The organism is Escherichia sp. KTE31 (assembly GCF_000407925.1).
Classification (GTDB): Bacteria; Pseudomonadota; Gammaproteobacteria; order Enterobacterales; family Enterobacteriaceae; genus Escherichia; species Escherichia ruysiae.
The window spans coordinates 383,187-395,727 of sequence record NZ_KE136723.1 but is presented as its reverse complement, the minus strand read 5'-3'; the positions used below and the strand labels follow the sequence as shown (position 1 = coordinate 395,727).

At 50.4% G+C, this 12,541-nt stretch carries 12 protein-coding genes; 4 read left to right on the top strand and 8 right to left on the bottom strand.

What is annotated here, in order from left to right; translation table 11 throughout:
- Positions 1-23: 23 nt before the first annotated feature.
- Positions 24-1,670 (top strand): medium-chain fatty-acid--CoA ligase, encoded by a 1,647-nt coding sequence (gene fadK, locus WES_RS11505; protein WP_016235195.1) that lies wholly within the window; start codon positions 24-26, stop codon positions 1,668-1,670.
- A 55-nt stretch (positions 1,671-1,725) separates the two neighbouring features.
- Here fadK and ppsA read toward each other — a convergent pair whose 3' ends face one another.
- A complete protein-coding gene (ppsA, locus tag WES_RS11510; protein WP_000069365.1) occupies positions 1,726-4,104 on the bottom strand; it encodes a phosphoenolpyruvate synthase in 2,379 nt (792 codons plus the stop codon).
- Between the two features lie 331 nt (positions 4,105-4,435).
- Between ppsA and ppsR the strand changes: the two genes are divergently transcribed.
- The 3 genes from ppsR (at position 4,436) to hemP (ending at position 6,795) form a co-directional block, all read left to right on the top strand.
- Positions 4,436-5,269, top strand: coding sequence for a posphoenolpyruvate synthetase regulatory kinase/phosphorylase PpsR (gene ppsR, locus WES_RS11515; protein WP_000368056.1), 834 nt, complete (start codon positions 4,436-4,438; stop codon positions 5,267-5,269).
- A gap of 156 nt (positions 5,270-5,425) precedes the next feature.
- A complete protein-coding gene (aroH, locus tag WES_RS11520) occupies positions 5,426-6,472 on the top strand; it encodes a 3-deoxy-7-phosphoheptulonate synthase AroH (RefSeq protein ID WP_001082211.1) in 1,047 nt (348 codons plus the stop codon).
- Positions 6,473-6,603: 131 nt separating this feature from the next.
- Complete coding sequence (gene hemP, locus WES_RS11525) at positions 6,604-6,795, top strand: hemin uptake protein HemP (protein WP_010349995.1); 192 nt, start codon at positions 6,604-6,606, stop codon at positions 6,793-6,795.
- Between the two features lie 3 nt (positions 6,796-6,798).
- On the opposite strand, the gene selO is transcribed toward hemP, so the two are convergent.
- The 7 genes from selO to ihfA form a co-directional block, all read right to left on the bottom strand.
- Positions 6,799-8,235, bottom strand: coding sequence for a protein adenylyltransferase SelO (gene selO, locus WES_RS11530; protein ID WP_016158170.1), 1,437 nt, complete (start codon positions 8,233-8,235; stop codon positions 6,799-6,801).
- Positions 8,236-8,297: 62 nt separating this feature from the next.
- The gene (locus tag WES_RS11535; protein ID WP_016158169.1) at positions 8,298-9,011 is read right to left on the bottom strand and encodes an EAL domain-containing protein; all 714 of its coding nucleotides are present in this window, start codon (positions 9,009-9,011) and stop codon (positions 8,298-8,300) included.
- Positions 9,012-9,251: 240 nt separating this feature from the next.
- Entirely contained in the window at positions 9,252-9,716 is a 465-nt protein-coding gene (locus tag WES_RS11540) for a C40 family peptidase (protein ID WP_001209771.1), read from the bottom strand.
- A 77-nt stretch (positions 9,717-9,793) separates the two neighbouring features.
- A complete protein-coding gene (btuD, locus tag WES_RS11545; protein ID WP_000029455.1) occupies positions 9,794-10,543 on the bottom strand; it encodes a vitamin B12 ABC transporter ATP-binding protein BtuD in 750 nt (249 codons plus the stop codon).
- On the bottom strand, positions 10,543-11,094 hold the full coding sequence (btuE, locus tag WES_RS11550) for a bifunctional thioredoxin/glutathione peroxidase (RefSeq protein WP_001154179.1): 552 nt from the start codon (positions 11,092-11,094) through the stop codon (positions 10,543-10,545). Before btuE ends, btuD begins: the two co-directional genes overlap by 1 nt.
- A 62-nt stretch (positions 11,095-11,156) precedes the next feature.
- Complete coding sequence (gene btuC, locus WES_RS11555) at positions 11,157-12,137, bottom strand: vitamin B12 ABC transporter permease BtuC (protein WP_016158168.1); 981 nt, start codon at positions 12,135-12,137, stop codon at positions 11,157-11,159.
- A gap of 100 nt (positions 12,138-12,237) precedes the next feature.
- Complete coding sequence (gene ihfA, locus WES_RS11560) at positions 12,238-12,537, bottom strand: integration host factor subunit alpha (protein WP_001229265.1); 300 nt, start codon at positions 12,535-12,537, stop codon at positions 12,238-12,240.
- Positions 12,538-12,541: the final 4 nt, after the last annotated feature.

Sequence of the window (12,541 nt, the reverse complement as noted above, 5' to 3'; positions counted from 1 at the left end):
ACGTTTTGTTTCGAGAGTCCAAAATGAAAGTGACATTAACGTTTAACGCGCAGCGTCGTGCAGCCTACCGGCAGCAAGGGTTATGGGGTGATGCTTCGCTGGCTGACTACTGGCAGCAAACTGTGCGGGCGATGCCTGATAAAATAGCCGTGGTCGATAATCATGGCGCATCGTACACCTATAGCGCGCTCGATCAGGCCGCGAGCTGTCTGGCAAACTGGATGCTGGCGAACGGTATTGAAGCCGGCGATCGCGTCGCATTTCAACTGCCCGGCTGGTGTGAATTTACCGTTATCTATCTCGCCTGCCTGAAAACCGGCGCAGTTTCCGTGCCGTTGTTGCCTTCCTGGCGAGAAGCGGAACTGGTGTGGGTGCTCAATAAGAGCCAGGCCAAAATGTTTTTTGCCCCGACGTTGTTTAAACAAACGCGTCCGGTAGATTTAATCCTGCCGCTGCAAAATCAGCTTCCACATCTGCAACAAATTGTCGGCGTGGACAAACTGGCTCCCGCCACCTCTTCCCTCTCATTAAGTCAGATTATCGCCGACAATATCCCACTGACCACGGCGATAACGACCCACGGCGATGAATTAGCTGCGGTGCTGTTTACCTCCGGAACCGAGGGTCTGCCAAAGGGCGTGATGCTAACGCATAACAATATTCTCGCCAGTGAGCGGGCTTATTGCGCGCGGCTGAATCTGACCTGGCTGGATGTCTTTATGATGCCTGCGCCACTTGGTCACGCAACGGGATTTCTGCATGGCGTAACAGCACCATTTTTAATTGGTGCTCGCAGCGTGTTGTTAGATATTTTCACCCCTGAAACCTGTCTCTCGTTGCTTGAGCAACAACGTTGCACCTGTATGCTCGGCGCAACGCCGTTTGTCTATGACCTTTTGAATTTACTGGAAAAACAGCCCGCAGATCTTTCTGCGCTGCGTTTCTTTCTTTGCGGTGGCACCACGATCCCCAAAAAAGTGGCGCGAGAATGCCAACAACGCGGCATTAAATTGTTAAGTGTTTATGGTTCCACAGAAAGCTCGCCGCACGCGGTGGTGAATCTCGACGATCCGTTGTCGCGCTTTATGCATACCGATGGTTACGCTGCCGCTGGCGTGGAAATCAAAGTCGTCGATGACGCACGCAAGACCTTACCGGCCGGTTGTGAAGGTGAAGAGGCCTCGCGCGGCCCCAATGTGTTTATGGGTTATTTTGATGAACCTGAATTAACCGCCCGTGCGCTGGATGATAAAGGCTGGTATTACAGTGGCGATCTCTGTTGTATGGATGAGGCGGGTTATATAAAAATAACCGGACGCAAGAAAGATATTATTGTCCGTGGCGGAGAAAATATTAGCAGCCGTGAAGTAGAGGATATATTGTTACAGCACCCCAAAATTCATGATGCCTGCGTAGTTGCGATGCCCGATAAACGCTTAGGCGAACGCTCGTGTGCTTATATTGTATTAAAATCGCCACATCATTCATTATCGCTGGAAGATGTGGTGGCATTTTTTAGCCGTAAACGGGTAGCGAAATATAAATACCCTGAACATATTGTGATAACTGAAAAGTTACCCCGCACTGCATCCGGTAAAATACAAAAATTTTTGCTCAGAAAAGATATTATTCAGCGATTAACCGAGGGTTATTGCGGAATTACTGAATAAGACCCGTTTCCGCAAATAGCTAACCCCGGCGACATATTGTCGCCGGGGTTATATTTTATTTCTTCAGTTCAGCCAGACTTAACCAGGTTTGCACTACGGTGTCCGGGTTCAGAGAAAGGCTGTCGATCCCCTCTTCCATCAACCATGCGGCAAAGTCTTCGTGGTCAGACGGCCCCTGACCGCAAATCCCGACGTATTTGCCCTGTTTCTTCGCGGCACGGATCGCCATCGACAACAGTGCTTTCACGGCATCGTTGCGCTCATCAAACAGTTCAGACACCACGCCGGAGTCACGATCCAGGCCAAGAGCCAGCTGCGTCATGTCGTTTGAGCCGATAGAGAAGCCGTCGAAATATTCGAGGAACTGTTCTGCCAGCAAGGCGTTGGACGGAATTTCACACATCATGATGATCTTCAGCCCGTTCTCACCACGTTTCAGCCCCTGACGCGCCAGTTCTTCAACCACCGCTTTCGCCTGGTCAACGGTACGCACGAACGGGATCATGATCTCAACGTTGGTTAACCCCATGTCGTTGCGCACACGTTTCACCGCTTCACACTCCAGCGCGAAGCAGTCGCGGAAGCTATCAGAAACGTAGCGACCGGCGCCACGGAAGCCCAGCATCGGGTTCTCTTCATGCGGCTCGTAACGCTCGCCACCGACCAGGTTTGCATATTCGTTGGATTTAAAATCAGAGAGACGGACAATGACGCGCTTCGGATAAAACGCAGCGCCCAGCGTCGCGATCCCTTCAGTCAGACGACCAACGTAAAATTCACGCGGGGAATCAAAGCCTTTCATCATCTCGCGGATTTCGTTTTGCAACTGCGGTTCCTGGTCGTCAAACTCAAGCAGTGCGCGCGGGTGAACGCCAATCATGCGGTTGATGATAAATTCCAGGCGCGCCAGACCTACGCCTTCATTTGGCAGACAGGCAAAGTCAAACGCACGATCCGGGTTACCGACGTTCATCATCACTTTCAGCGGTAGATCCGGCATGGTTTCCACGCTGGAGCTTTTCACGCTAAATTCCAGCAACTCAGCATAAACGTAACCGGTATCGCCTTCAGCGCAGGAAACGGTGACCTTCTCACCGTCTTTCATCCGTTCAGTCGCATCGCCACACCCTACCACCGCCGGAATACCCAGTTCACGGGCGATGATCGCCGCGTGACAGGTACGTCCGCCACGGTTGGTGACGATGGCAGAGGCTTTCTTCATGATCGGTTCCCAGTCCGGGTCGGTCATGTCAGTGACCAGCACGTCGCCAGGTTCGATGCGGTTCATTTCGCTAATGTCATGGATGACTTTCACCGGCCCCGCGCCAATGCGATGACCGATAGCGCGGCCTTCGGCGATAATCTTGCCCTGTGAATGCAGCGTATAACGTTCCATGACCTGACCGCGTGAACGCACGGTTTCCGGACGTGCCTGCACAATAAACAGTTTGCCGGTGTGGCCATCTTTCGCCCACTCAATGTCCATCGGGCGGCCGTAGTGTTTCTCAATTTGTACGGCCTGTTTTGCCAGTTCCTGCACTTCTTCGTTGGTCAGCGAGAAGATGTCACGTTGTTCCTGTGGTACGTCTTCAATTTTAACCTGCTTGCCGTGCTCCTGAGTCGGCGCGTAGACCATGCGGATTTTTTTCGACCCCATGGTACGGCGCACGATAGCCGGGCGATTCGCCGCCAGCGTCGGTTTATGCACGTAAAACTCATCCGGGTTAACCGCGCCCTGCACAACCATCTCACCGAGGCCCCATGCGGAAGTGATAAACACCACCTGGTCGAAACCGGATTCGGTATCAATGGAGAACATCACGCCAGAGGACGCGAGGTCGGAACGCACCATCCGCTGAACACCGGCTGAGAGCGCCACGCCACGGTGATCATACCCCTGGTGAACGCGATAAGAGATGGCGCGATCGTTAAACAGGGAAGCAAAGACATGCTTCACTGCCACCAGTACGGCGTCAAAACCCTGAACGTTGAGGAAGGTCTCCTGCTGACCGGCGAAGGAGGCGTCCGGCATGTCTTCTGCGGTGGCGGAGGAACGCACCGCAAAAGAGGCGTTTTCGTCATCGGCGGAAAGCTGTGCATAGGCTTCGCGGATGGCGTTTTCCAGCTCAGGCTGGAAGGGAGTGTCGATAATCCACTGGCGGATTTGCGCGCCTGCTTTTGCAAGCTGAGTAACATCGTCAATATCCGTTTTATCCAGCAGTTCATAAATGCGCTGGTTTACGCCGCTTTGATCCAGAAACTGGTTAAACGCATCGGCGGTGGTGGCGAAACCATTCGGAACGGAAACGCCCATTCCGGAAAGGTTAGTAATCATTTCACCCAGGGAGGCATTTTTGCCCCCAACCCTGTCTACATCATTCATGCCGAGTTGGTTATACCAAAGCACCAGCGGTGACGAGCCATTGTTGGACATCGAACAATCCTTTTGTGATAAATGAACGGTTTGAGAAACACATTTCTGCGCATTTATCTTTGCATATTTAACCGGATGAAAAAAACGGTGAATCGTTCAAGCAAATATATTTTTTTACTTTTTAAGACTGATCCCAGCGTTGCGCAAATCTGTTATCTTCGATAATTCCCACATAAACCATCGGTATAAACGAAACCGGAAAATGAAATGCCGTTTTCATAAAAAATAAAATTGAAGGTTCATTTTATAAACCAGGCATAACGTTCTACGCTTCTGTACATTTTTAATTTATGCTTTCATAGAATTATGTCTGCATCACGGGAAGAACAAAATGGATAATGCTGTTGATCGCCACGTTTTTTATATTTCTGATGGTACGGCAATAACTGCGGAGGTATTAGGACACGCAGTGATGTCGCAATTTCCCGTTACTATCAGCAGCATTACGCTGCCGTTTGTCGAAAATGAGAGCCGGGCGCGGGCGGTGAAAGACCAAATAGACGCGATTTATCAGCAAACAGGTGTGCGCCCGCTGGTCTTCTACTCCATCGTGTTACCGGAAATTCGCGCCATCATCTTGCAAAGTGAAGGTTTTTGTCAGGATATCGTTCAGGCGCTGGTTGCCCCGCTACAACAAGAAATGAAGCTGGACCCGACGCCGATTGCCCATCGAACCCACGGCCTGAATCCCAACAACCTTAATAAATATGATGCGCGCATTGCGGCGATTGATTACACCCTCGCTCATGATGACGGCATTTCGTTGCGCAATCTGGATCAGGCACAGGTGATCCTGCTCGGCGTTTCTCGTTGCGGTAAAACTCCCACCAGTCTGTATCTGGCGATGCAGTTTGGTATCCGCGCGGCAAACTACCCCTTTATTGCCGATGACATGGATAATCTGGTGCTTCCCGCGTCCCTTAAACCGCTACAGCATAAGCTGTTCGGGCTAACCATCGACCCTGAGCGTCTGGCGGCTATTCGCGAAGAGCGTCGGGAAAACAGTCGCTATGCCTCGCTTCGTCAGTGTCGGATGGAAGTCGCGGAAGTAGAAGCGTTGTACCGTAAAAATCAGATCCCGTGGATCAACAGTACCAATTATTCGGTAGAAGAGATTGCCACCAAGATCCTCGATATCATGGGTCTTAGCCGGAGAATGTACTAGAAAACTAGTATAAGAGTTCGCTTTTTTGTTATTATGCCGTCAATTGAGCGAGGCGTAACCTGCCTCGCACTTGAAATCAGCAGGGATTGGTTTATCGTGATGCGCATCACTTCCCGGTAGTCCTGCCGTTGAAGCAACAAATTTCTGAGACTTGTAATGAACAGAACTGACGAACTCCGTACTGCGCGTATCGAGAGTCTGGTAACGCCCGCCGAACTCGCGCTACGGTATCCCGTAACGCCTGGCGTCGCCAGCCATGTCACCGATTCCCGCCGCAGAATTGAAAAAATACTGAATGGTGAAGACAAGCGACTGTTGGTCATTATTGGCCCCTGCTCGATCCACGATCTCACCGCTGCAATGGAGTACGCCACCCGTCTGCAGGCGCTGCGCAACCAGTACCAGTCACGGCTGGAAATCGTAATGCGCACCTATTTTGAAAAACCACGAACCGTTGTCGGCTGGAAAGGATTAATTTCCGATCCGGATTTAAACGGTAGCTATCGGGTAAATCACGGCCTCGAACTGGCGCGTAAGTTACTGTTGCAGGTAAATGAGCTGGGCGTTCCCACCGCGACCGAGTTTCTCGATATGGTGACCGGTCAGTTTATTGCTGACTTAATTAGCTGGGGCGCGATTGGCGCACGCACTACCGAAAGCCAGATCCACCGCGAAATGGCTTCCGCGCTCTCATGCCCGGTAGGCTTTAAAAATGGTACTGATGGCAACACGCGTATTGCCGTGGACGCGATTCGCGCGGCGCGCGCCAGCCATATGTTCCTCTCACCAGACAAAAACGGTCAGATGACCATCTATCAGACCAGCGGCAACCCGTATGGTCACATTATTATGCGCGGCGGCAAAAAGCCGAATTACCATGCCGATGATATCGCCGCCGCCTGCGATACGCTGCACGAGTTTGATTTACCTGAACATCTGGTAGTGGATTTCAGCCACGGCAATTGCCAGAAGCAGCATCGTCGCCAGTTAGAGGTTTGTGAGGATATTTGCCAGCAAATCCGCAATGGCTCTACCGCGATTGCCGGAATTATGGCGGAAAGTTTCCTGCGCGAAGGAACGCAAAAAATCGTCGGTGGTCAGCCGCTCACTTACGGTCAGTCAATTACCGATCCGTGTTTAGGCTGGGAAGATACCGAACACCTGGTCGAAAAACTCGCCTCTGCGGTGGATACCCGCTTCTGAATACATGCCCGTTCCGTCTGGAATGGGCATTTCTGCTCAATAGCTTGTCTTATCAATGAATTATTACTTGCCCTAGTGCAAGATTGTATTGATAATAAGAATCATTGTTATATCAATTATTATTAGTTTTTATGAGCTATACGGATAGCAGCAGACTCACGCCTAAAACGGATGCAAGTCAGAAGGCCTCTTCCCCGCAGCCTGTTCGACGCATTGCCAGCCAGACACTGTTAGGTCCGGATGGCAAACTGATCATTGATCATGACGGACAAGAATATCTGCTCCGTAAAACCCAGGCTGGCAAACTGCTACTGACAAAGTAGCGTTTAACTTGAGCAGCTGACTTCCAGCCGTTTGCCCCAGTCCGGTGGACGGCTGACATAATCATCATCTCTGTCGCTGAAAGGATTTCGCAACGCCTCATGCAGGCGGTGTAATTCCGTCATATCGCCCTGTTCCGCCGCCTCAATGGCTCGTTGTGCCAGCCAGTTGCGCAACACCAACGCCGGATTGACGCTTTGCATAAGTTGCTGACGTTCGCTGTCGGTGACGTTATCTTGCTGCAAACGCGCCCGATAACGGGCAAACCAGTCATCGAATGCCGCACGATCAATAAACTCATCACGCAGTGGCGATGCCGGACTGCGCTGTTCAACCAGGCTAAGGATGCGAAATGTACGGGTATAGTCGCTGCGCTCTCGCGCCATCAAACTGAATAATTCATTCAGCAGCGCGTTATCTTCTTTTTGTTCCGTCACAAAGCCCAGTTTCTGCCGCATTCGTTGCCCATAATGTGTCAACAAAACCTGTTGATAGATATCCAGCGCCGCATTGAGCGCATCCACAGCAATAAATGGCGACAATGTCTGTGCCAGACGCTGTAAATTCCACAACGCGACGGCAGGCTGATTATCAAAACTATAACGCCCCTGATGGTCAGAGTGATTACAGATAAAACCAGGCTCGTAATCATCGAGGAAGCCGAACGGCCCATAATCGAGCGTCAGTCCGAGAATCGACATGTTGTCAGTGTTCATAACACCATGAGCAAAACCGACTGTCTGCCAGTGAGCAATTAACGACGCGGTACGTGCGACAACATCGGTAAACCAGAGACGGTATTTATCCTCATCATCCTGAAGATGTGACCAGTAATGACGGATGGCGAAGTCAGCCAACTGGCGAACCTTTTCCGGCTCGCGGCGATAGTAAAAGTGTTCGAAGTGACCAAATCGCAGATGGCTTTGCGCCACGCGCATTAGCATCGCGCCTGATTCTACCGTTTCCCGGTAAACTGGCGTATCGCTGGTAACGATGCTTAAAGCGCGCGTCGTCGGAATGCCCAGATAATGCATCGCCTCACTGGCGAGACTTTCACGAATCGTAGAGCGTAATACCGCCCGTCCATCGCCCATGCGCGAATAAGGCGTCAGCCCCGCTCCTTTCAGATGCCAGTCCATTGTTGTGCCATCGGCAAGTTGTTGCTCACCGAGAAGAATGCCACGCCCGTCACCCAACTGGCCCGCCCAGACGCCAAACTGATGACCGCTGTAGATCTGCGCCAGTGGCGACATGCCAGGCAGTAATGTTTCTCCCCCCCAGACGTCAGCACCACGTTCAAACAGTGACGATGGAATACCCAGCGTGTTAGCCAGTTCAGCATTATGCCAAATCAGCCGGGCATTATTTAAAGGCGTGGGGGAAAGTGCTGTATAAGTTGCTGGCAATTCATCGCGCCAGCGGGTAATAAAAGACAGGGTCATAGATCCTCCTGTCTGATAGTGTAGACGGTTACCCTCATCTTAAACACCAGCAAACAAAAGGGTTATCGCTGAACCAGCGTTGTTACCTGACTGACGGGAACAGCAGGCCATAAGCATCCTTGTAGGGCATGAAAACCATACGGTGTGATTCGCGCCAACATTTCTGAGGTATCGATACCTGCCGCAATGATATAGCTGCAACAAGGCGAAATTTGCGTATGAATAGCACGAATAAATGGCGCGAAGGATGTATTAGCTATTTGTTGCTTAACAAAGCCTTTATCCAACATAACTCGAGTGAAAAGACCATCAAATATTGCTTTCATGTTGCTGTTGCCCGCACCTAAATTCCCCAACACCAACGGAGAAATTTGTGATAAGCGCAAGAGATTACAATTGTCTTTTCCTTCATTAAGTTGTGGATAATTTTCATTAATCCGCAATTCAATGAAAGGGAATTTTAATAGTTGGTCTGCGTAATTATTAGCACCTAATAATAATCTTGCTACTTGTGGCGTCAAATTAATCCATGCGAAAAATTTGTGTTGAATAAAAAAATGTTGGCATGATTTAAGTAATTCTAGCTGCTCGGCAAATAGCTGCCAATGCTGTTCCTCGGAAAGCTGCGCCATAACCCGCGTCGTCGGGATGCGAACCATACCGTCTTCACTGGAGAAATGGGTTATTAATTCAACCCCAACAAGATTTTGCCGGCTATCTCTTATCGGCAGGAAATAGCAATCAGAATGATAAACATTATCCAGTAAAATCTTCATGGTAATCGCCCTTCTCCAGAAATATTTTTACAAATCCGGCTAAAAAGGATGAGACCATAAAACATAAAAAAAACAGAAAGGATAACTTTCATTTGTTCCTTGTTAACCACTTTTTCATGGGTCCTTTTTTAGATTATTCTAATTATAAACGAATATTCCCTTTACGGAATTTTTGTCTGAAAAATACTACGGTATTCAGAAGTAAAAGGACGATGATACATCACCGTCCTTTTCGACATACTAGATTCGTCTCGCTTGCCAGAAATTTTTCTGCCAGTAAACATTATCAAGGGAAGAGCGCATCACCCCTTTGCTGGTAGAGGCGTGAATAAATTGGTTATTGGTATCATAAATACCCACATGTAAACCATTTTGCCCAGAGCCGGTTTTGAAGAAAACCAGATCGCCTGGCAGCAACTCGTCTTTATCAATTTGAGTACCGATAGAGGCCTGTTGCTTTGTTTCACGCGGCAACTGCAAATCGAAACGATCGCGCATCGTTACGACCACAAAGCCTGAGCAGTCAACCCCACGACGACTCATACCACCATAACGATAAGGTGTGCCATGCCAGCTTTGTAGTTGATCGTTCAAACCGGCAATCACGGTAATAGAGTCAGAAAGTCTGGCGTTTGGTGGCGGCGCTTTATGATGGCTACACCCAGCCAGAAACAGTGCTGTGATTAAAATAAGGCAGAAACGCATTCCGTACGAATCCTCTGTTTTTTATTCTTGCATTAATTTAGCGTCGAAATTACCCGATTTTCAAGATGCTATTGTTATCAGGCAGTCGAAATCAGCATTCTGTGACCTTCAATGTCCAGACGGCGGAAATTCATCCCATAGGCCTGCGCCAGATTAGGCGGTGTCAGAACTTCCTCCCGGCGTCCACTGGCCAGCAATTTCCCGCCTTTTAGCAGCCACGCACGATGCGCGTGACGCAATGTGTGATTAAGGTCGTGACTGCTCATCACAATCGCCAGTCCTTGCTGGCACAGCGCGCTCAGAATTTTGTCTAACGCACTTTGTTGGGCAACGTCAAGGCTGTTCATGGGTTCATCGAGAAGCAGCAATTGCCCTACAGGATTGGCTTGCGGCGTGATTTGCAGCACCACCGCAGCAAGACGTACGCGTTGCCATTCACCACCGGAAAGTTGATTGGTGCTACGTCCGAGCTTGTCATCAAGAGCCAGCGCCCCGGCGACATCATTTAGCAGATCGCTACGCGTTTTATCATGCTGATGCAGGGTCAGGTAATGCCAGACCGGCATAGCAAATGGCGGTGTTTGTTGTTGCGAAAGATAGGCGCGATGCAGCGCGAGTTTTGTTGCGGACCATGCTTCCAGTGGTTGCCCCGCGAACTGAATGCTTCCCTTACCGCTGGTCATTCCGGCCATTCGCGCCAGCAAGGTACTCTTACCCGCGCCGTTTGGCCCCACCAGATGCAGGATCTCCCCTGCCCGAACTTCACCCGAAAGCGGCCCCAGGCGGGTTGATTCCGCTACATCCTGCAACTGCATCACAATAGACATTATTTTGCCAACGCCAGTTTAATACTTTCCATTACAATGGGATCTTCCGGCGTCATATCCGGGGAAAAACGCTGGATAACCTTGCCGTCCCTGCCTACCAGGAATTTCTCAAAATTCCATAAAATATCATCAGGATACAGTGGCGCACGCCCCTTACTGGCCATGCGCGCATAGAATCCGCTTTCTTCCGGCGCGACTGCGGTCGGCGCTGCGGCAATCAGTTTTTGATACAGCGGATGGCGACCTTCACCATTGACCTCAATCTTACTGAACATCGGGAACGTCACTCCCCAGGTGGTTGTACAGTAAGTTTTAATCTCTTCATCACTGCCCGGCTCTTGCTCAAGAAACTGGTTGCACGGAAATCCCAGCACGACAAAACCACGATCGGCCCAGGCTTTCTGAATATTCTCCAGCTGCTCATATTGCGGCGTTAAGCCACACTTTGAGGCAACATTGACAATCAACAGTACATTACCGGCATATTTCTCCAGCGTGGTCACTTCACCGTCGATATCCTTCACTACGGTCGTCAGAATGGAATCTTGCATCGTGTCTCCTGGATGTGGTCAGTAAAAATCTTAGCTTTTAATCATAGACCTTCTTTTTACGGCTAACGTCCTGCTTTTAACAATAGCCAGATAAACACCGGTGCGCCCAACGTAGCGGTGACTACACCAATTGGCAGCTCGGCGGAAACCAGTGCCAGACGAGCGACGATATCGGCGAGTAGCAATGCCGTAGCGCCTGCCAGAGCACAGCCAGGAAGTAAAACACGGTGATCGGTTAACCCGCACAGCCGCAGAATATGCGGGATCACCAGACCAATAAATCCAATAGCACCAGCAAGCGCCACACTGACGCCGACCATCCAGCCGGTTGCTGCTACCAGTACATTGCGCCAGAACCAAAGAGGCAGCCCCAGCTGTCGCGCCGAGACCTCGCCAAGAGCTAACATATTCATCGGTCTGGACTGACAGCAAATCCACAACAATACCGGGATCAACGCCACCATCAGCCAGCTTTGCCGCCAGTCAACACCGCCAAAGCCGCCCATCATCCAGTACATTAACTGGCGCAAATCAACCGATGTGGAAAAGTAGATAGCCCACGTCATTAATGCGCTACAGATAATCCCCAATGCAACTCCCGCCAGCAATAATCGGCTGGTCGAAAGATGACGGCGGGCAAAACGCAGGAGAATTAAAGTGATAATGAGTGCACCAGCAATGGCACAAAGCCCCAGCACCCACTCAGGTAATTGCCCGTGCCCCAGCAATACAGCAGCAATAAGCCCTACACCAGCGCCATTAGAGACGCCGAGTAACCCGGGTTCTGCAAGCGGGTTTTCAAATAACGCCTGCATTACTGCGCCGGATAACGCCAGCGCCGCACCAACCAGCAATACAGCCAGCGTGCGTGGAAGACGTATTTGCCAGACAAAAAGCTCGCCTTGGGGGGTAAACCAGTCAGTTGGTGAGATCCATTGTTCACCAGCACAAAGGCTTAAAAGAAGCGCCAGCAGCATTAATACTGACAGGCTAAATAACCAGCGTACATTTTGTCGCTGTTGTTGGCGGGCAAGTGTCAGCATGGTATCCGTTCAGCTGCAGAGTAATGCTGTTGATTTTACGGTGACTCGCCGGGAGTGAAAAGAAAAAAGGCCGCAGAGCGGCCTTTTTAGTTAGATCAGATTACTCGTCTTTGGGCGAAGCGTTTTCGACACGGCTCTTTAACTTCTGTCCGGGTCTGAAGGTCACCACGCGCCGTGCTGTAATGGGAATATCTTCGCCCGTTTTCGGGTTACGTCCCGGGCGTTGATTCTTATCACGCAGATCGAAGTTACCAAAACCAGAGAGTTTCACCTGTTCGCCGTTTTCCAGAGCGCGACGGATCTCTTCGAAAAACAGTTCAACCAGTTCTTTGGCATCCCGCTTGCTAAGCCCAAGCTTATCAAACAGATATTCTGACATTTCAGCTTTTGTAAGCGCCATAGGT